At 38.1% G+C, this 20389-nt stretch carries 18 protein-coding genes, 3 rRNA genes, 1 other RNA gene and 1 other annotated feature; of the genes, 1 reads left to right on the top strand and 21 read right to left on the bottom strand.

What is annotated here, in order from left to right; translation table 11 throughout:
* From N7Z68_RS23735 to guaB, 19 genes are all read right to left on the bottom strand, one after another.
* Positions 1–109, bottom strand: a 16S ribosomal RNA gene (locus tag N7Z68_RS23735); the annotation flags it as partial.
* Between the two features lie 287 nt (positions 110–396).
* Entirely contained in the window at positions 397–660 is a 264-nt protein-coding gene (locus N7Z68_RS23730) for a pro-sigmaK processing inhibitor BofA family protein (RefSeq protein ID WP_275120908.1), read from the bottom strand.
* A 114-nt stretch (positions 661–774) separates the two neighbouring features.
* The gene (locus N7Z68_RS23725; RefSeq protein ID WP_275120907.1) at positions 775–999 is read right to left on the bottom strand and encodes a YaaL family protein; all 225 of its coding nucleotides are present in this window, start codon (positions 997–999) and stop codon (positions 775–777) included.
* Positions 1000–1025: 26 nt separating this feature from the next.
* Positions 1026–1622, bottom strand: a complete 597-nt coding sequence (gene recR, locus N7Z68_RS23720) for a recombination mediator RecR (protein ID WP_275120906.1) — start codon at positions 1620–1622, stop codon at positions 1026–1028.
* Between the two features lie 32 nt (positions 1623–1654).
* Positions 1655–1966: a YbaB/EbfC family nucleoid-associated protein gene (locus N7Z68_RS23715; RefSeq protein WP_216831792.1), complete on the bottom strand. Its 312-nt coding sequence runs from the start codon at positions 1964–1966 to the stop codon at positions 1655–1657.
* Positions 1967–1985: 19 nt separating this feature from the next.
* Complete coding sequence (gene dnaX / locus N7Z68_RS23710) at positions 1986–3677, bottom strand: DNA polymerase III subunit gamma/tau (protein ID WP_275120905.1); 1692 nt, start codon at positions 3675–3677, stop codon at positions 1986–1988.
* Between the two features lie 121 nt (positions 3678–3798).
* Positions 3799–4064, bottom strand: an RNA gene (ffs, locus tag N7Z68_RS23705) — signal recognition particle sRNA large type.
* A 169-nt stretch (positions 4065–4233) separates the two neighbouring features.
* Positions 4234–4713, bottom strand: coding sequence for a tRNA adenosine(34) deaminase TadA (gene tadA / locus N7Z68_RS23700; protein WP_275120904.1), 480 nt, complete (start codon positions 4711–4713; stop codon positions 4234–4236).
* 241 nt (positions 4714–4954) lie between these two features.
* Positions 4955–5851, bottom strand: coding sequence for an oligopeptide ABC transporter permease (gene opp4C / locus N7Z68_RS23695; protein WP_275120903.1), 897 nt, complete (start codon positions 5849–5851; stop codon positions 4955–4957).
* A gap of 10 nt (positions 5852–5861) precedes the next feature.
* Entirely contained in the window at positions 5862–6827 is a 966-nt protein-coding gene (locus N7Z68_RS23690; protein ID WP_275120902.1) for an ABC transporter permease, read from the bottom strand.
* Between the two features lie 80 nt (positions 6828–6907).
* Positions 6908–8683 (bottom strand): peptide-binding protein, encoded by a 1776-nt coding sequence (locus tag N7Z68_RS23685; RefSeq protein WP_275120901.1) that lies wholly within the window; start codon positions 8681–8683, stop codon positions 6908–6910.
* Between the two features lie 109 nt (positions 8684–8792).
* The gene (locus N7Z68_RS23680) at positions 8793–9821 is read right to left on the bottom strand and encodes an ABC transporter ATP-binding protein (RefSeq protein WP_275120900.1); all 1029 of its coding nucleotides are present in this window, start codon (positions 9819–9821) and stop codon (positions 8793–8795) included.
* A 3-nt stretch (positions 9822–9824) separates the two neighbouring features.
* Entirely contained in the window at positions 9825–10808 is a 984-nt protein-coding gene (locus N7Z68_RS23675) for an ABC transporter ATP-binding protein (RefSeq protein ID WP_275120899.1), read from the bottom strand.
* 72 nt (positions 10809–10880) lie between these two features.
* On the bottom strand, positions 10881–11342 hold the full coding sequence (locus N7Z68_RS23670) for an Lrp/AsnC family transcriptional regulator (RefSeq protein ID WP_275120898.1): 462 nt from the start codon (positions 11340–11342) through the stop codon (positions 10881–10883).
* Positions 11343–11746: 404 nt separating this feature from the next.
* On the bottom strand, positions 11747–13027 hold the full coding sequence (gene serS / locus N7Z68_RS23665) for a serine--tRNA ligase (protein WP_275120897.1): 1281 nt from the start codon (positions 13025–13027) through the stop codon (positions 11747–11749).
* Positions 13028–13187: 160 nt separating this feature from the next.
* Positions 13188–13423: a binding site (T-box leader), on the bottom strand.
* A gap of 11 nt (positions 13424–13434) precedes the next feature.
* A complete protein-coding gene (gene pdxT, locus N7Z68_RS23660) occupies positions 13435–14028 on the bottom strand; it encodes a pyridoxal 5'-phosphate synthase glutaminase subunit PdxT (protein ID WP_275120896.1) in 594 nt (197 codons plus the stop codon).
* 34 nt (positions 14029–14062) lie between these two features.
* A complete protein-coding gene (gene pdxS / locus N7Z68_RS23655; protein WP_275120895.1) occupies positions 14063–14947 on the bottom strand; it encodes a pyridoxal 5'-phosphate synthase lyase subunit PdxS in 885 nt (294 codons plus the stop codon).
* Between the two features lie 161 nt (positions 14948–15108).
* Positions 15109–16476: a D-alanyl-D-alanine carboxypeptidase family protein gene (locus N7Z68_RS23650; protein WP_275120894.1), complete on the bottom strand. Its 1368-nt coding sequence runs from the start codon at positions 16474–16476 to the stop codon at positions 15109–15111.
* Positions 16477–16596: 120 nt separating this feature from the next.
* Positions 16597–18060, bottom strand: coding sequence for an IMP dehydrogenase (gene guaB / locus N7Z68_RS23645; RefSeq protein WP_275120893.1), 1464 nt, complete (start codon positions 18058–18060; stop codon positions 16597–16599).
* Positions 18061–18224: 164 nt separating this feature from the next.
* Between guaB and N7Z68_RS23640 the strand changes: the two genes are divergently transcribed.
* Complete coding sequence (locus tag N7Z68_RS23640; RefSeq protein ID WP_275120892.1) at positions 18225–19205, top strand: YaaC family protein; 981 nt, start codon at positions 18225–18227, stop codon at positions 19203–19205.
* A gap of 729 nt (positions 19206–19934) precedes the next feature.
* On the opposite strand, the gene rrf is transcribed toward N7Z68_RS23640, so the two are convergent.
* Positions 19935–20050 (bottom strand): 5S ribosomal RNA (gene rrf, locus N7Z68_RS23635).
* Between the two features lie 214 nt (positions 20051–20264).
* Positions 20265–20389: ribosomal RNA gene (locus N7Z68_RS23630) — 23S ribosomal RNA — on the bottom strand; the annotation flags it as partial.

Raw genomic sequence — 20389 nt, 5'->3', positions numbered from 1 at the left:
CGTCCGCCGCTAACCTTATAAGAGCAAGCTCTTATAAGGTCCGCTCGACTTGCATGTATTAGGCACGCCGCCAGCGTTCGTCCTGAGCCAGGATCAAACTCTCCATAAAAGTGTTTGATATAGCTCATTGTCACAAACGTGACGTTTTTAAAACATTGACGAGATATCATGTATCTCATTTATTTCGCTTGGCTTTTTGTTCAGTTTTCAAAGAACTTTTTTGTTGTCACTCAATGGCGACTTAACTATCATAACAAGTTGATAACGAAATGTCAACAAGTTATCTTAATTAATTTGAGTCACTCGTTAGCGACAAGAAATAATATACCATGTATAAATATATTATGCAACATTTTTTTCACAAAAAAATGAGGGATTTTATTTCCCTCATCCATTCTATAAAACAAATTGTTCAATTGCAACTAACAACAGGACACCTGGGATACCTAACAACCCTGAAACTGATGCCGTTATTATGTTGATGGGTATATGATAGTCAATTAGGGACCCAAATGCATTCAAAAAGAATAGAAATAGTGCTCCAATCATCAACTTTACTGCTGCCTGACCTGCAAACCTCAATGGTTTGATAGGAGCTCCTACTATTAATAGCAGAAAAATAAGTCCGCCAATTAAGGCAACAATTAAAATAGGATCCACTTTTACCTTCTCCTTTCTTACCGTTTCTAAATTCTAACCAACACTAATTCATTCTTGTCCAAGTTTCTATTACTACATATATGAAACAAGCTATGAAAAAAGAACGATAGGATATTAATCCTTATCGCTCTTTGTTGTTTGTCGTATTCTCGCTTCTCGTAACAAAAACATATATTTAGCTTCAGTCACTTTTAGTTCATTGAGAACCATTGGTGAAGGATCTAAACTTTTTTTTACGAGCAACTGTTGATTTGTCAGCTTTTGCTTCATCTCATCAATTAATATTAAAAGTCTCTCGTTTTCTTCTTTACGAATACGATGTTTTTTCTTAAAGAACATACCGCTCGCTCCAATCAAAGAAAAAATTACAACTCTCGTCTTCCTTCAATGGCCTTTGATAATGTAACTTCATCTGCATATTCTAAATCTCCTCCAACAGGAAGCCCGTGAGCAATACGAGTCACTTTTATTCCTGTAGGTTTAACTAAACGAGATATATACATTGCAGTTGCTTCACCTTCAATATTAGGGTTCGTTGCAATGATAATTTCTTGTACCGTTTCATCCTGCAGTCGCTTTAAAAGTTCGGGAATTTTTATATCTTCGGGACCTATCCCATCCATTGGCGAAATCGCTCCCTGTAAGACGTGGTATAAACCGAAGTATTCTTTCATTTTCTCCATTGCAATGACATCTTTTGCATCTTGAACAACGCAAATGATCGAACGGTCTCTTTTCGTATCCTCACATATACGACACGGATCGGTATCCGTAATATTATGGCAGACAGAACAATAAGTTAGATTTCGTTTTGCATTGACTAAGGCTTTTGCAAAATCTAAGACATCGTCCTCTTTCATATCTAGAACAAAAAAGGCCAGACGACTGGCTGTTTTTGGGCCGATGCCTGGCAATCTCATAAAGCCTTCCATTAATTTTGCTATAGGTTCAGGATATTGCAAATAGTTGACCTCCCCTTAGGTACTACATTCCATTAAAACAATCCTGGCATGTTCATTCCTTTTGTGTATTTACCCATATCCTGTTCAACTAATTCATCTACTTTTTTCAGTGCTTCATTCATTGCTGCTAATACTAAATCTTGTAGCATATCTACATCGTCAGGATCGACAACCTCTTCTGAAATTTTAATATCTAGGATACGTTTATCTCCACTTGCTACAACAGTAACCATTCCGCCGCCTGCTGTTGCTTCAACCGTTTTTTCCTTTAGCTCTTCCTGTGCTTGCATCATTTGTTTTTGCATTTTTTGTACTTGTTTCATCATTTGTCCCATGTTTTTCATTTTTCCTTACCTCCAAATATTATTTACTTTCTACAATTTCTATTAAATCTGAACCCACTAATTTAATGGCTTCTTCAACAATCGGATCTTCTTCTGGCTCAGATGCACCACCACGTTGTTCCTTCAAGAAGTCTTCTTTTATTTTATCCCATTGAATCGATAAAATAGAAAAGAATCCGATTTGTTTTTGATAAACTTGTTGAAGAACAGTTTCTACATTAGATCGAAATTTGGTTTCAATCATATCTCTATGCATTTCATTTTGAAACGCCAGAACAATATGCTCACTTGAAGCAGCAACCGGTTTACAGTCACTTAACCAAGCCTGCGCAGGAACACTATGCTGCTTTATTTGGTCCATTACCTGTCCCCATTGACTGCTCACCAATTGTAAATCTTGTTTTGTTGCCTTCTTTAAGACTTCTTTTATTTGAGGGGGTACTCCTTTACTCCCAACAGATGCGGAACTTCTCCGCTGCAATGGTTTACTTCCCTCGCTCCGCTTTTCGCTAGGTGCAGTTATCACTTGTCCTGATTTTAAGTCTTTTAATTCTTTCTCTAAACTTTCTAACCTATTTTGTAAAGAAATAACCTTTTCATTTTCAACATTTTCTACTGCTGGTGATGCAGAAGACTGGCATAGCTTAACAATCGCCAGTTCTAAAAAGATCTTTCCTTGTGTCGCCCACTTCATTGCTTGCTGGGTTTCACTTAATAAGTGTAGCCACTCATAAATAGAAGCAGGTGATATATCTGTTGTTAACTTCTTGAAAGCATCATCGACTTTAGCTCTTTCTAACATCGCCTCAAGCGAAGGAGCCGTTTGATATAACAGAATATCTCGATAGTAATAGATTAAGTCTTCTATAAAACGTTGTGGGTCTTTCCCCTCAGAAAGAAGCATATTAACGGATTTTAATGCTTTAACAGAGTCTTTTTCTTGAATTGCATTAACAATTTCAGTTAAAAAGTTTTGCGACACGGCCCCTGTAATTGAAAGAACGTTTTCAAGTGTTACCGTTCCTTCTGAATAGGACATCGCTTGATCTAGTAAACTGAGCGCATCACGCATTCCTCCATCGGAAGCGCGTGCTACCATCTGAAGAGCATCTTCATTTACTTCCGTATCGTAATGACTGACGATAAATTTCATTCGTCCTACTAGAGATTCATTTGAGATTCTTTTAAAATCAAAACGCTGACAACGCGAGATAATCGTTAAAGGGATTTTATGAGGCTCTGTTGTTGCTAAAATAAAGATAACATGCTTTGGCGGCTCCTCTAATGTCTTTAGGAGCGCATTAAAAGCACCTGTTGAAAGCATATGAACTTCATCAATAATATAAACCTTATAACGAACTTCATTTGGTGCAAATTTTACTTTATCACGAATATCTCGTATTTCATCAACACCATTATTTGAAGCCGCATCAATTTCAATAACATCTACTATTGATCCGTCCGTAATTCCTTTACACGACTTACACTCATTACACGGTTCAGGGACTGGCGCTTGTTCACAATTGATTGCTTTTGCTACAATTTTGGCAGCACTGGTTTTCCCTGTTCCTCTAGGTCCTGTGAAGAGATACGCATGGGAAAATTTATTATGTACTAACGCATTTTGTAGCGTTTTCGTTATATGTTCTTGTCCCGCAATATCTCCCAATTGCTGTGGGCGCCATACACGATATAGTGCTTGATATCCCAACGACTTCTCCTCCTCGGTCACTATTGACTTCATTATACCTTAACTACACTTGTTTTTTCAAAAGACAAATAAAAAAACAGCTTATAAAAAGCTGTTTTACATATCATATATAAATTTAAAGCCGTGCACCTTCCTTCGATCAAGTTGCCCCAAGCGTTACCTAAGCAGTTAGCTCAGCCCAGGCGACTCTGCGGCACACGGAAGGGGCCACTTACTGCTGCTTCCTTCCGGACCTGACAGGGTTCATGGGTTTCCGTTGCGCAGAACCCAAACGTCAACACCACTTACTTAGGTCAGACCTCACGACAACAAGACCTCGAGAAGGGATTCAGCCTCGCTACAGCGGATTGCGAGTACAGGGCACCGCTACCTCCCCACCTAGCACGACAAATTTAATAACATTTTTAAGTGCGCCTCTTATGTGACGCATAACCTAGTATAGAGGTTTTTAATAAAGAATGCAATAGTAATACATTTCTTCGGGTGGATTTTATTTCCTTGGTAATGAAAAGACGTAACTAATTGCTAATTTTATTATAACACATTTATTGAACTGTTATTTATTAATCTTTTGTTTTTGTCTCAAAGCTTTAAAAAAATCTTTGAGCAATTGAGCACATTGTACTTCAAGTACACCTTTTGTTACTTCTGCTTGATGGTTAAAACGTTCATCATTTAATAGATTATAAAAAGTGCCGGCACAACCTGCTTTAGGGTCAACTGCACCATATACAACACGTTTTACACGTGACTGCACAATTGCACCAGCACACATCGGACACGGCTCCAACGTTACGTATAACGTGCAGTCTAGCAACCTCCAACTTTTTAACTGTTCACACGCTTTTTCAATCGCGAGCATTTCCGCATGCGCATTTGCCTGTTGAGTCTTTTCTCTTAAATTAAAAGCAGAAGCAATGACACGATCTTCTTTCACAATGACAGCCCCAATTGGTACTTCATCCAAATTCATAGCTTTCTTTGCTTCTTCAATCGCTAGTTGCATAAAGTATTCATCTGTATATTCACAGTTCATATGTATTAAGGCCTTTCCTTCCCACGCTGATGTATATCTTCTTCTAGTCTTTTGACACTGATCCACCGAAGAAATGTTTTTTCCATAGCATCAAGCTCGCTCTTCTTCAACTGATTGTTCCATTTATTACCTCTCATTCGTACGTACATTCCTCTCTGCTACATTCTATTAGAAAGTATTATTCAGTAACAAGTTATTATTCATGAAGTTGAAAAAAATCCCTGCATATGCAGGGATTTTTTTAGCGTTTCGTCTTCGGATCAAATGCATCTCGTAGTCCATCACCAATAAAGTTAATTGCTAGTACTGTAAATAGTATAGCCAAACCAGGCGGAACCCATGCTTCTGGATGCTGAGTTAATACACGTAAACTTCTCGCTTCAGTAACCATGTTACCCCAAGTTGGAGTTGGTTGAGGAATACCGAAACCAATAAAACTTAAACCTGACTCTATAATGATCATTGTTGCCATCATTAATGTCGCATTAACAATAATTGGACCAACTGCATTAGGCAGGAAGTGCTTTACAATGATACGAAAATCTGAACAACCAATTGAACGAGCACCTAGTATAAATTCCTTTTCTCGTAAAGATAGGAAAGTACCACGTAAAATCCTCGTTATATTCGGCCATGTCGTTAGTGCTATGATTGTTATAAAGATAGGTACACTTATTCTTTCTAATATAGCCATAATTGTAAGAACTAATAGTAAGAATGGGAATATGAGCATTAGGTCTGCAGCCCTCATAATTAAACTATCAATTTTACCGCCATAATAACCTGCTAACGAACCTAACACAACACCAATCAATAACGTAAAGGCCATGGCTGCGACCCCAACAGTTAGTGAAATCCGTGATCCATAAACCATTCGTGCAAAGTTATCTCGTCCAGAACTATCCGTTCCTAACCAGTGTTCTGCACTTGGTTTTGCCATTACATTCATAAGATTAGACTTGGTAGGATCATGAGTAGTTAAAAAAGGTGCAAAAAGTGCTATTAAAACAAAGAATATTAATATAAAAATCCCAGCAACTGCAAGTTTATTACGAAGGAAGCGACGCATTGCAAGCTGTAAAGGGCTCGCACTTTTTGCAGGTTTTTGAGTTTGTTCAACATTAGTTGTATTATTCATCGCGCTCACCTCAATCGTAACGTATTCTTGGATCTACTACAGCATAGAAAATATCAGCAAGTAAGTTACCAATAAGGATCGTTACCGCTAAAAGTAAATTGATCGCCATAATAACCGGATAATCTCTATTCATAATAGAATTTAAAAACAGTGTTCCTAATCCAGGATAGTTAAATACCGCTTCAGTAATAACGGCACCACTTAATAATGTTCCAAATTCAAAACCGAGTAGCGTAATAATCGGAATTAATGCATTTCGAAGAGTGTGCTTATATAGTACAGGTCTTGGCCCTAAACCTTTCGCCTTTGCTGTACGAATAAAGTCACTACCCATAACTTCCATCATTTCAGTTCTCATATAACGCATGTAAATAGCAGTACTTGCTAACCCAAGAGTAAATCCAGGTAAAACTAAGTGTCTCAATTTATCAAAGAATAATTCGAAACCTGTCAAACCGATCGTTGAAACTGTTCCTTGAGACGGGAACCAACCTAACTGGAATGAAAACACGTAAATACCAATTAAGGCTGCAAAGAAGTTAGGAGTTGCAAGACCGAGAAAAGCAAATGTAGTTGCACTATAGTCAAGCAAAGAATATGGTTTTCTCGCAGAATAAATTCCAATTGGAATCGCAACTACGATCGTTATAAAAAGTGCGAATAAAGATAGATATAACGTGTTCATTAAACGTGAACTAATGAGTTCACTTACTGAACGTCCTGTATAGTGCATGGATTGTCCAAAATCACCTACTGCTACAGAAGATAACCAATTCCAATATTGAACTGGTACGGGGTCATTTAACCCTAATGCTTCTCTTCGCTCTTCCAACACTTCAGCCGGAATATTTGGATCTAATATTTCACCAGATAACGGGTCTCCAGGTGCTGCATACGCTAATGCAAAAATAACAACTGTGACGATAAAAAGCATAGGTATAAATTGCAAGACCCTTCGAATGATGTACTTATACATGATTGTCCTCCTCCTACTCAGTAAAAGGGGGTGCATAGCAGGTCTAGACCATGCACCCATGTACTTCTACTAAAAGAAAATTATTGTTCTAACCACCATAAATGCGAGTCAGCATTTACATTACGAGGTTTTACAGTCCAACCGTGGAACTTAGTGTTAAATGCAACGTTTACGTTAGCACTGTATAACGGTAATGCTGGAAGCTCTTGTGAATAAAGATTTGCCCAGTCACGGTATACTTGTTGACGGTATTCTAGGTCAAACGCTTCTGGAGTTTGTAATGCTTTTGATAATAACTCATCACTTTCTGCGTTATCCCAACGTAAATAGTTGTATGGAGCAGTTGATCTGTGAATTCCAGATGGATCTGGATCACCAGTTGAAAGTCCCCATCCAGCTAAATAAAGATCCCAATCCGTGTTGTTTTTCTCAACTAACTCGAAGTGAGCAGCAGCTTCACGAGGGCTACGCATGTTTACACGAAGACCTACAGCTTCTAAATTTTCTTTAATGATTGGAGCTGTACGCTCACGAACTTGGTTACCTGTTGGGTAGTCAAGGTTTAATGTAAGTTCATTACCATTTAGATCTTCACGGAAACCGTCTCCGTTAACATCTTCATATCCAGCTTCGTCTAAGATTTCAATAGCTCTTTCAGGGTTGAAATCATATTGATTTACTGCTTCTGGATCAAATGCCCATGATGCTTCTGGGAATGGAGCATTTAATACAGTACCAGAACCATATAATAGACCATCTACGAAACCTTGACGGTTAACAGCGAATGCGATTGCTTGACGTAAGTTAACATCTTGTAACTTTTCGTTAGGAACCCATCCAGACTTGTCAGTCCAATCACTTTGCTCACCAGCTGAATGGTGAAGCTTGAAGCCCATGTATTGGTAACCAAAGTCTTGGTCTTGAACTAATGTTACGTTTGGCATTGCTTCTACATCTTGAGCGTCAGCTGCTGGTACTCCACCAGGAAGACCTACCATGTGAAGCTCTTCGTTTTGAAGTTGACCAAGCATTACGTCTTGGTTAACTACTTTCCAAACTACACGATCAAGGTAAGGCTTACCTTGCCAGTAATCTTCGTTACGCTCTAAGATATATTGTTGCCCTTCTAGAATATCAGTTAATTTGAATGGACCAGTACCAACTACATTACCAGCATTACGAGAAGCTGCATGCTCAGGCATATCTTTTACAGCTACATCTTCAAATACGTGCTTAGGAATGATTGAGAAACTAGTATATTGGTTTGCAGTAATACTTGGCTCTTTGAATGTGAATTTAACAGTGAACTCATCTACTGCTTCAACACCTGCTAAAGTATCAGCTTCACCAGCTACATACTCTTCATAGCCAACTAATTGGTTTACGTAGTCAACACGTACTCCACCAGCAGCCGTATAATCAGGGTCAGCGATTGCAGTATATGTGAATACTACGTCATCTGCAGTAAAGTGTTCACCATCATGCCATTTAACATCTTCATTTAAGAAATAAGTTAATTCAGTAAAATCATCATTAAATTCCCACTCTTTAGCAAGTGATGGAATCCATTGTAACTCCTCATCTAAAGAGATTAGAGCTTCATGTGTGAGGTCTAAGATGTTTGCCTCATAAGAGTCAGAATAGAAGATTGGGTTAAATTGACCAGCTGGAGCTGAGAACATAGCAGCATTTAATGTACCGCCTTCTTGTGGCTCACCTGCAGCTTGCTCTTCACCTTGCTCAGTATCTTCTGTTGGATCAGTTGTTGGTGCTTCTTCTCCGCCACCACCACAAGCAGCAAGGATCGTACCTAGTGATAAAGCACCAGCTAACATTAATGTTAAACTTTTCTTCATTTTGTTTTCCCCCCTGAAAATGTCTTTAATACATAAAATAACTGTGTGAAGCTATCTTTCAAACACTTCTCTATTGAACAATCACCTCCCAAAAAGGTAAAAGCATGTATTAAACTTCTTTTGGCTCAATCTTTGGTTCTGGCTCTGTATACAAATGACATGCCACGTAATGGCCGTCTCCCATGTGAGTTAAATCAGGGCGTTCAGCTTTACAACGATCATGTGCTTGAGGACATCTCGTATGGAACGAACAGCCTGTTGGTGGATTTGACGGACTCGGCAAATCACCAGAAAGCTTAATTTTTTCTCTCTTTGCGTGAACTTTCGTTGATGGTACAGCAGACAATAACGCTTGTGTATATGGGTGAAGCGGTTTGTCATACAATGAATGCTTAGGTGCAATTTCAGCTATTCTACCTAGATACATAACAGCTACACGATCACTAATGTGTTTTACAACACTTAGATCATGGGCAATGAATAGGTACGTTAATCCATATTCATCTTGTAAATCATCCATAATATTCAATACTTGTGATTGAACCGATACATCAAGTGCAGATACAGGTTCATCACCGATAATAAACTTTGGTTTTGTTGATAAAGATCTAGCAATACCGATACGTTGACGTTGTCCACCTGAAAATTCATGCGGATACTTCATACGTGCTTCAGGTGGTAAGCCTACTTTACCTAATAGTTCAACAACCATATCTTTACGCTCTTGTGAAGATAGCGTATTTTGGACCAACATTGGCTCTTCAATTAATTGTCCGACACTCATACGCGGGTTAAGAGATGCATATGGATCTTGGAATACCATTTGCATATCTTTACGTAATGGTCGAAGTTTTCGTTGGCTTATTGTGGATATATCTTGCCCATCAAACTTGACCGTCCCTGAAGTTGGATCTAGTAAACGAAGTAAAACACGGCCCATTGTTGATTTACCTGATCCTGACTCTCCAACGATACCTAATGTTTCACCTTTATAGATATCAAAACTAATATCATCAACAGCTTTTACATTCCCGACTTGACGACCAAGGATGCCGCCTTTGATTGGAAAGTATTTTTTTAAGTTTTTTACCTCTACTAATTTCTCTCGGTCTTGTTGTAAATTCTCTTTGTTAGACATCATTTACTCCTTTCCGTCATAAAGAACACAACGTACTTTATGTCCTGGTCCTGCTTCATAAAGTTCTGGTACGTCGTTTGTACACTTTTCCATAGCATGTTTACAACGTGGAGCAAAGCGACAACCTTGTGGGAAATTATGGGCTGGTGGAACCATCCCAGGAATTGCTTCTAAACGTTCTTTATCGTCATCAATTTGCGGCATACTAGCTAATAGACCTACTGTATAAGGGTGCTTCGGATCTGTAAATAACTCTTTTACATCCGCACTTTCTACAATTTGTCCACCGTACATAACCATTACACGATCAGCTGTTTCTGCTACAACACCTAAGTCATGTGTAATCATTAAAATTGATGAACCAAACTCTTCTTTCATATCTATCATCAAGTCTAGGATCTGTGCTTGAATGGTAACATCAAGTGCAGTAGTAGGCTCGTCAGCAATTAACAGCTTCGGATTACAGGAAAGTGCCATTGCAATCATAGCACGCTGTCTCATACCACCAGAAAGTTGGTGAGGATATTCATTGATAATTTCCTCAGCACGCGGGAAACCTACTAGCTTCAATAGTTCTAGTGCTTTAGCATACGCTTCTTTTTTCTTCATTTTCTTATGCTTCATTAATGGTTCCGCAATTTGATTACCAATTGTGAACACTGGGTTTAATGAAGTCATCGGCTCTTGGAAAATCATCCCGATATCATTACCGCGAACATTTGTCATTTCTTTTTCTGATAACTTCAGTAGGTCTTTTCCTTCTAATTCAATAGACCCTGCTACAATTTTTCCTGGCGGTGATTGAATTAGTTGCATAATCGATAGAGATGTAATACTTTTTCCACTACCTGATTCTCCTACAAGAGCAAGTGTTTCACCTTTGCGAATCTCAAAGTCTACTCCATCGACAGCTTTTGCAACCTTACCATCGTCCATAAAGAATTGCGTTTTTAATCCTTTTACTTCTAAGAGAACGTTTTTATCCATTCTTGCACCTCAATCTACTCTGCAATTTTTCTTGCTGCGATTTATTTTTTGTGATAGTTACTTCCAAATAAACTAAGCATTTTTTTCTTGTACGTAAGAAAATGAGTCTTTATATTGCTTTAACTCTATATTAACGTCAGCACTTATTATACCGTCCATTTTAGCCAACTCTTTATTTACAAAATGAACTAAATCTTCGTTGTTTTTAAAGTAGGCTTGTATGATTAAATCGTGTCTTCCTGAGAAAGCACCGACAAAGCGTACTTCTGAATACTGATTTAGTTGATCTGCAATTTTTTCCTGACTTCCCAACTTGGTTGAAATTCCAATAATCGCTTGAACGTTTAAACCTACTTTATTTGGGTTAGTATGAATTACAAACTCAAACACATTTTCTTTTAGCATGCGGTTAATTCTTGTTCGAATTGTGCCTTCACTTACGTCCAACAATTTAGCAATCTCAGTATAAGATCTTTTGCCATTTTCCTGTAAATATCCTAATATAGCAAAATCCATAGTATCTAATTTACTCACGCTACCACATCACTTTACGTTTTCAAATAAGTCCACTTAAAAATCTTTACGAAAACCTACACTATTAAATTAATATTTCTGTAAATTTCGTAAAAACTTTTAATTCAATAAGGTCATTATAAGTAATATCGTATACAATTGCAATATTCGTTTTTTTATTTTTTAATTTTTTTATAGTATAAAATCTTACAAACTAGTAATACCAGGCGATTGGAAGCCCTTACAAAAACTAAATTTTAAAAAAAGTTCTATTTCGAAATTAGAAAAAACACATGTTTTTTTTTACGAATATGCAAAACTAATATTTTCTATTCCTATTTCTGGTGCTTTTCTAATAAAACTTATTTTAAATTTTTGTAAAAGAAAAAGGCCAAGCTTTATCATAGCTTGACCTAAAATTTACATTATTTTGGTTTTATTACTGTTTTATTTGCCATGTATGGACGAAGTACTTCTGGAATGATGACACTGCCATCTTCTTGTTGGTAGTTTTCCAATATAGCTGCAACAGTTCGACCTAATGCTAGTCCCGATCCATTTAATGTATGAACATACTCAGTTTTTCCTTTCGCGTCTCTTTTAAAGCGAATATTTGCTCGTCTTGCTTGAAAGTCCTCGAAATTACTACAAGAAGAAATCTCTCGGTATGTGCCGTAGCTAGGTATCCAGACTTCTAAATCGTATTTTTTCGCAGCAGTAAAGCCTAGATCTGCTGTACACATGCTCATCACTCGGTATGGAAGGTTTAAAAGCTGCAATACTTTTTCAGCATGTCCCGTTAGTTTTTCTAATTCATCATAAGAATCTTCCGGTTTAACAAAACGTACAAGTTCTACTTTATTAAACTGGTGCTGTCGTATAAGTCCTCTTGTATCTCTCCCAGCAGAACCGGCTTCTGAACGGAAGCAGGCACTAAATGCCGTATATGCAATTGGCAACTGGTCAACTGATAGAATTTCATCTCGATGTAAATTCGTAACTGGGACTTCAGCTGTTGGGATTAAGAAGTAGTCCTCTTCGCGAATTTTAAATGCGTCTTCTTCAAACTTTGGAAGCTGACCTGTTCCAATCATACTTGAACGATTAACCATATATGGCGGTAAAATCTCTTCATATCCATGTTGGTCCTCATGTAAATCCATCATGAAGTTTATTAAAGCACGTTCCAACCTTGCTCCTAGTCCCTTATAAAAGACAAAACGACTTCCCGTTACTTTTGCTGCTCGTTCAAAGTCTAATATATCTAACTCAGTTGCCAGGTCCCAGTGTGGTTTTGGTTCGAATGAAAAGTCGGGTTTCTCCCCCCAATGTCTAGCAGCGACATTATCATCTTCACTATTACCGACAGGAACTGACTCATGAGGCACATTGGGAATGGTTAGTAATAGATGATCTAATTGTTCTTCAAGTGTACGTAATTGCTCATCAAGTTGCTTAACTTGATCAGAAACGTTACGCATTTGTAAAATGAGATCATCTGCATCTTTTTTCTCGCGTTTTAACTGCGCAACTTCTTGTGATACCGCATTTCTCTTACTTTTTAACTCTTCAACTTCTACAATAATAGACCTTCTTTTTTCATCCAACTCTTGAAATTGATCAATACCTGATAATTCCTCGCCGCGCATTTCTAATTTTTTCTTTATACCATCAAAATCTTTTCGCAATAATTTAATATCGAGCATCTTTTAAACCTCCCATAACATATCTATATTCCATTATTCACTATTTCCTTAACTTTTGAAAGTTTATACCTAGGAGTAAGAAAATGAGGTGCAAAACACGTAAATTTAGTCTCTCTTTGAAAAATAAATGAGAGAACGCAAAAAGCCCTCGTCCCTATAACTAAGGGACGAGAGCACCCGCGTTGCCACCCTTTTTGCGTTCATGATTACGTTGCACAAGAAATTATGAACACCTCTTAAACAGTTAACGGCTGTTACCGGAAATGCTTCAAGAGCTCGTCTTTGACATTTCACTCAGGGGGCAGAATTCACAATCACATTTGATCGGTTCACACCAACCACCGACTCTCTGATGACAAATCATGATTGTTACTTAAATCCCTTCGACGCTTTAAATATCTATATGATTAAGCTTGTACTTTTGTATTGATTGATTCACGTACAATGTCTACGAAATACTGATGAAAACGGTGATCATCTGTTAACTCAGGATGGAATGAACACGCTAGATAATGCCCTTGTCTTGCAACAACAATTTCTTCATTAAACTTTGAAAGAATTTCTACATTCTCGTCAACATCTACGATGAGCGGTGCACGAATAAAGACTGCACGGACATCATCACCGATTCCTGTAACAATTAAATCGGTTTCAAAGCTTTCTCGTTGTCTACCAAATGCATTTCTTTGCACTGTCATATCCATAAATCCTAAATGCCCTTCAGGTTGTCCAACAATATGTTTAGACATTAGAATAAGACCAGCACATGTACCGAAGATTGGTTTACCTTTTGCCCCGAATTCCTTTAAGGCTTCAAAGAAACCATATTCATCAATCAGCCTGCGCATCGTCGTACTTTCTCCACCTGGAAAAACAAGACCATCAATATTTTCTAATTGTTCAACCTTTTTAATAATGACAGTTTCTACATCAGGAGCAGCCAAACATTTCACATGTTCACGTACTGCACCTTGAAGAGCAAGCACTCCAATTTTAATCATAGTAAAGTTTCCTTTCTACAAGTAACAGTTGGAATTACCAGCCGCGCTCTTGCATACGCTCTGAAGGATTTAAAGATGAAATTTCAATCCCTTTCATAGCTGATCCTAGATCTTTAGAAAGTTCAGCAATTAACGCATAATCTTGGAAGTGTGTTGTTGCTCTAACGATTGCGCGAGCAAACTTTTCAGGATTATCTGACTTGAAGATCCCTGAACCAACGAAAACTCCGTCTGCGCCTAACTGCATCATTAATGCAGCATCTGCAGGAGTCGCCACACCGCCAGCTGCAAAGTTAACTACAGGCAGTTTACCTTCTCTTTGAATTTGAAGAAGGACCTCATATGGAGCACCAGTATTTTTAGCTTCGGTCATTAACTCATCCGTTGACATAGAAACAACTTTGCGAATTTGTGACTGTATCATACGCATGTGACGAACAGCTTCTACAATGTTCCCTGTTCCTGGCTCACCTTTTGTACGAAGCATTGCTGCGCCTTCACCAATACGACGAGATGCTTCACCGATATCACGAGCTCCACATACGAAAGGTACAGTATACTCGTTTTTGTTTAAGTGATATACTTCATCCGCAGGAGTTAAAACTTCACTTTCATCAATATAGTCTACTCCTAGAGCTTCTAATATACGAGCTTCAACAATATGACCGATACGGCACTTTGCCATTACTGGAATAGAAACTGCACCCATTACTTCTTCAACAATTGTTGGGTCAGCCATACGAGATACTCCACCTGCTGCACGAATATCTGCAGGTACACGTTCTAATGCCATTACCGCAACTGCACCAGCTGCTTCAGCTATTTTTGCTTGCTCTGCATTAATAACGTCCATAATGACGCCGCCTTTTTGCATTTCTGCCATTCCACGTTTTACACGATCTGTTCCCGTTTGTACCATTAGTAATTCCTCCTATACGATTCTCTAAAGCTTTTCGTGTTGTTGTATATCGTAGCTATGTAATTCTACCTAGCAACACGCGCACAATATAATAAATTTTCAGTAATTATTGTACCACTTTTCTAAAGTAAAGCAAATGAAAGAGATAAAGAAGGTTGGATTTAGTTAAACCAACCTTTTACTGTATCAGCAACACTCGTCCATACATTTGAGAAAAATCCGCCAATCCCGCGCATTCCTCTGCTAAAGAAGCCTGCACGTTCCACATCTTCTGCTGTCTCAACAAAAACGATTTCATGAGGCAATTCATGACCGAAGAGGTGTCCATACTCTGTATCACTTTTATTAACTGCAGACAATGTACCGATGACTTCACCTTGTTCAATTGGTGCCTTTAATTCACCGTCATCTGTCATTAAAGCAGGGTCTATTTCTAGTAGAGGTTCAAGAGCTTCTTCCTCACCTGATTTGACTAAAACTTTTAAAGGTTCACTTGCTGAAATTTTCACTTCACGTACTTTTCCATTTACTACTGGGATCGTCGCAACACCTTCTTCAAATAAATCTTCAAGATGTACTTCGTGCTGCACGAAGTTATTAAATCCATAATCCATGAGACGCTGGGTTTCAGTAAATCTATCATCTAAATCCTTTAATCGCATAACTACTGAAATCAAGGTAACTCCATTTCGCTCAGCTACACCCGTAAAGCAGTAACCTGCCTCGTTAGTATATCCGGTTTTGAGTCCTAACATGCCTTGATATTCATGCTTTAAGCCAGGTAACATCTCATTCCAGTTTCTCATGCATGTCCAATCATTTAAACAAGCTTGCGAATCTACTCCCGTTAAAACTTCACCTTGAAATCTCATCATTGGTATACTCGCCGTATCTAACATTTCTGGAAAATCATTAATTAAATGAAAAGCTAACTTTGCAGTTGCACGTGCTGACAAGCGATTTTCATCATTTTCTGTTCCTGCAACATGCTGACCCCGATAAGAGCGGTTCGGCAATCCTGTTGAGTTCACAAAGCTATACTCTCCAAGTTCCATTTCTGCTGCTTTTTCATTCATACGTTCAACAAACCGAGCATACGAACCACCAGCAATTAATTCAGATAATGCAATCGTTGCAGCATTTCCAGATTCAATCGCCATTGCTTCATATAAATCTTTTACAGTGTACGCTTCATCCGGATCTAAAAATACATTAGAAGAACCTGCTTGGTGAGACATGTTACTAATAAAACTAGAGATTGGAACTGTTTGGTCCCAAGCAATTGTTCCGTTATGAATTGCCTCTAAAACGAGATATTCCGTCATCATTTTAGACATACTTGCTGGCGGCAACATCACATCAGCATTTTTTTCCACCAACACTTTCCCGGTATGGGCATCTACTAAAATAGCAGATTCTGCTATTAAATCTATACTCGCTTCAACTTTTTGGATGGAACCAAAAAAAGTTACAAATACAATTGCACAAAGCAGCGTATAACTAACTACTTTTTTATATCTAGAAAACATTAACAACCACTCCTCCTAATTCATTACACAAACGGTATTGTAACATATCTAATCATAAAAAAATAGATAGGTAAATTACCTATCTATTACAGTTATGTTAAGGGTTTTGAACAATTTTTCTTAGGACTGAATCGAGTAATTTGGTGCTTCTTTCGTAATTTGTACATCATGCGGGTGACTTTCTCTTAAACCGGCACCTGTTATACGGATAAATTGACCATTTTCTCTTAACTCAGTAATTGTCTTTGTTCCACAGTACCCCATTCCAGCTCTAATTCCACCAATTAATTGATGAATAGTATCACTCAAAGGTCCTTTATAAGGGATACGACCTTCGATTCCTTCTGGCACTAACTTTTGGTTATTTTCTTGGAAATAACGATCTTTACTTCCTTTTTCCATTGCACCAATTGAACCCATACCTCTGTACACTTTAAATTGGCGTCCTTGGTAGATTTCACGCTCTCCTGGACTTTCAGATACCCCAGCTAAAAGACTTCCTAACATAACGGCATGTCCGCCTGCAGCTAAAGCTTTAACAATATCGCCTGAGTATTTAATACCTCCGTCAGCAATAATGGAAACGCCATGTTTTCTTGCTTCAGTTGCACAGTCGTATACAGCTGTTACTTGAGGTACCCCAATTCCAGCAATAATACGAGTAGTACATATTGAACCTGGCCCAATTCCCACTTTTACAACACTAGCTCCTGCTTCAATTAAATCACGAGTAGCTTCAGCGGTAGCGACATTTCCTGCTACGATATCAAGATCAGGATACTCATTTCGAACTTCACGTACTTTTTCTAATACACCTTTTGAGTGACCGTGCGCCGTATCAATTACGATAATGTCAACTCCAGCTTCAACAAGAGCCTTAACGCGGATCATCGTGTCTGCAGTAACCCCGACAGCAGCTCCCACCGCTAGTCGTCCTTGACTGTCTTTCGCTGAATTCGGGAACTCAATTACCTTTTCAATATCTTTAATGGTAATAAGACCTTTTAAAATTCCTTCATCATCTACAAGGGGAAGTTTTTCGATTTTATATTTTTGTAAAATCTTTTCTGCTTCTTGTAATGTTGTTCCAACAGAAGCCGTGACAAGGTCCTCTTTTGTCATGACATCATCAATTTGAATCGAATAGTCTTCAATAAAACGTAAGTCACGGTTTGTTAAAATACCGACTAGTTTCTGGTTTTCATCTACAATTGGCACACCAGAAATACGATACTTACCCATTAAATGTTCTGCATCAAACACTTGACGATCCGGTGTTAAGTAAAATGGATTCGTAATAACTCCACTTTCAGAACGTTTCACTCGGTCAACTTGCTCAGCTTGTTCTTCGATGGACATGTTTTTATGTATAATTCCAAGTCCACCTTCACGAGCAATCGCAATAGCCATACTCGCTTCAGTTACAGTGTCCATTCCAGCACTGATAATCGGCATATTAAGCTTTAACTTTGGTGTTAGTTGTGTTTGAACTGATACATCTTTAGGAAGAATCTCCGACTTTTGAGGAACAAGCAAAACATCATCAAACGTTAATCCTTCTTTAGCAAACTTATTTTCCCACACAATAATTCCCTGCCTCTCCAAATAAATAAGTTTATGATTGAGAATTTCCTGTAAATATTATTTGTAGCTTAACAATTGGTTAAACTACTGTCAAGAAAGCAAAAGTAATCCGATTTTTCTAAAAATAATCATACCAATCTTTACATAGAAAGGGTACTGATTTTATGAAACTTCAAAATAACATTTGGAATAAGGTTCTGCCATTTCGCTCCACAAATTATACGCAATTGATTTTGAAATCTTGTTATGAAGCAAAAGGGTTCAAAGATGGTGAAGTGTTAGCATTTCAAAACACCTATCCTTTTATCTATTATCTCGAACATGGAGAAAAGTATTTCTCGCAAGTTCAAACATCACCTATAGAAATAAAGCCTGTGCTCCTCTTTTATGGAATGGTGCAGCTCATGAAGGCTTGTTTATTATTAAGCGATCCCCATTACCCGGAAACAAGCCAAGTACTTGCACACGGAGTAACAACTAGAAAACGAAAGAAAAGCCAATATATCTTTCTAGACGATGAAGTGAAAATTCAAAAGAACGGATTATTGACACACTTTTCTAATAAAATGTTTCATGTGAAACATTTTTCGAGTGAAAAATACAAAATGAGACTTTTACTTCGACAAGTTTGGGAAGTACATTCATTATTTACACAAATAGAATGGAAAAAGAACCCTTTTTTAGTGCAGATTTCACATAAAGCTGTGAAGTTGCCGAATAAAATATTAGATGAATACCAATTTGGACTTTCTAGCTTTTGTTCCTATATTTCTGAACGGTCAAAGCAATCATTCAAACCTATTCTAGAACATCAAACCAACGATCACTTTTCAATAAGTATGGACACCTGCATTAGTTCCATACAATGTCACCCCTTCTTATATGATGGAAATGAAAATTACTATTTATCACCATATAAAAGTGATTTACTAGACATTCCAGAAGTGATCGCTCATTATTTAATACTTTATAATCTCAGTATGATTTGCAGATACGAAACAGAATGGTGGGGAGAATTATTTCACCACTATCCAGAACATGACTACCCATTTATCTATGACTTTTTATCAATCGCAACCGACAAAGTACCGTTACTTCTTTTCTTACTTATTGATAAACAAATTGCCAATGCCTCAAAAACATAAGCACTTTCCTCGGGGGAGAGGTAGCAGGCACCTTAAATCAGTAAAGTACTAAAGGTGCCTGCTACCCTTAAGGTAATACCTCCTCTTATCCCTTTAACATGATGCTCTATAAAGTGGCTACTTCTTAAGTTTTTCTAAATTTCTTTTGCTTCTGATGACGTTTCATGTATTATAATGTTCGTCTATCGTTTCGCGGTCTGTGAGGCCCTTATTTTTACTAAAATCATAGTTTTGATCACTTATGAGGACTGAGAAGCTCTTATTTACATAAAACCATGTGATATGCACGAAGATTTCTTGCAATAAGGGCCTGTGAGTCCCCTAAATCAATTAAAAGGGCATTTGGAACACAAATAAGGGCTTCTGAGTCCTCTTAATACCTAAAGAGTACCTACTCAGCCCTTTGAAAGAAATTTTAAAAAAATAATAAACAAAAGCACAACCCATTGGATTGTGCTTTGTACCTAGCGACTTCCCTTTAAACCTTTCTTTCCTACGGGGACGTGATCCATGAAGTCTCATCTTCGATGCCCCCTCATGTTGTTCTACGAAAAGAAAGGTTTCCTCTCACAGGGCGACATGTTGCCAAGCTTCGTCCCCTTCACACGATGCTTCCATCGGCTGATCCTTCGAAGGGGTGGCCTCTTCGAGCCAAAGCTCTTCACCGCCTGAAGCTTATTCATCCTTTTTTCATACTAAAAAAGCACAATCCATTGGATTGTGCTTTGTGCCTAGCGACGTCCTACTCTCACAGGGGGAAGCCCCCAACTACCATCGGCGCTGAAGAGCTTAACTTCCGTGTTCGGCATGGGAACGGGTGTGACCTCTTCGCTATCGCCACTAGACTTTTAAAATTGTGATAAGCTTCGAATTTCTTCGTTGACTGCGCTCTCTGCGTTGCTCATGTACCCTTTAAACGTACATTTCGCTACTCGTGAGCTTGTCGCCTCGAACTTCTCGCTTCTAACAATTTTACTGTATTTTAATAAATCCTTATTAAATTGAGAGTGGTTCTCTCAAAACTGGATAATGGCTAGATGAATTCAACGCTTTATTCATTTGGATAAGTCCTCGACCGATTAGTATCTCTCAGCTCCACGTGTCGCCACGCTTCCACCCGAGACCTATCAACCTCATCATCTCTAAGGGGTCTTACTTACTTAACGTAATGGGAAATCTCATCT

The organism is Alkalihalobacterium chitinilyticum (assembly GCF_029028005.1).
GTDB lineage: Bacteria > Bacillota > Bacilli > Bacillales > Bacillaceae_F > Alkalihalobacterium > Alkalihalobacterium chitinilyticum.
The sequence above is the reverse complement of the archived record's forward strand: the minus strand, read 5'-3'. Positions and strand labels throughout refer to the sequence as shown.

What these genes read in the sequence shown, in the direction of transcription:
- N7Z68_RS23675 (WP_275120899.1), bottom strand. Translation starts at nt 10,808, where the DNA reads ATGGATAAAAACGTTCTCTTAGAAGTAAAAGGATTAAAAACGCAATTC.
- tadA (WP_275120904.1), bottom strand. Translation starts at nt 4,713, where the DNA reads ATGAACTGTGAATATACAGATGAATACTTTATGCAACTAGCGATTGAA.
- N7Z68_RS23640 (WP_275120892.1), top strand. Translation starts at nt 18,225, where the DNA reads ATGAAACTTCAAAATAACATTTGGAATAAGGTTCTGCCATTTCGCTCC.
- pdxT (WP_275120896.1), bottom strand. Translation starts at nt 14,028, where the DNA reads ATGATTAAAATTGGAGTGCTTGCTCTTCAAGGTGCAGTACGTGAACAT.
- N7Z68_RS23725 (WP_275120907.1), bottom strand. Translation starts at nt 999, where the DNA reads ATGTTCTTTAAGAAAAAACATCGTATTCGTAAAGAAGAAAACGAGAGA.
- serS (WP_275120897.1), bottom strand. Translation starts at nt 13,027, where the DNA reads ATGCTCGATATTAAATTATTGCGAAAAGATTTTGATGGTATAAAGAAA.
- N7Z68_RS23685 (WP_275120901.1), bottom strand. Translation starts at nt 8,683, where the DNA reads ATGAAGAAAAGTTTAACATTAATGTTAGCTGGTGCTTTATCACTAGGT.
- N7Z68_RS23715 (WP_216831792.1), bottom strand. Translation starts at nt 1,966, where the DNA reads ATGAAAAACATGGGACAAATGATGAAACAAGTACAAAAAATGCAAAAA.
- opp4C (WP_275120903.1), bottom strand. Translation starts at nt 5,851, where the DNA reads ATGAATAATACAACTAATGTTGAACAAACTCAAAAACCTGCAAAAAGT.
- N7Z68_RS23650 (WP_275120894.1), bottom strand. Translation starts at nt 16,476, where the DNA reads ATGTTTTCTAGATATAAAAAAGTAGTTAGTTATACGCTGCTTTGTGCA.
- pdxS (WP_275120895.1), bottom strand. Translation starts at nt 14,947, where the DNA reads ATGGTACAAACGGGAACAGATCGTGTAAAACGTGGAATGGCAGAAATG.
- N7Z68_RS23690 (WP_275120902.1), bottom strand. Translation starts at nt 6,827, where the DNA reads ATGTATAAGTACATCATTCGAAGGGTCTTGCAATTTATACCTATGCTT.
- N7Z68_RS23680 (WP_275120900.1), bottom strand. Translation starts at nt 9,821, where the DNA reads ATGTCTAACAAAGAGAATTTACAACAAGACCGAGAGAAATTAGTAGAG.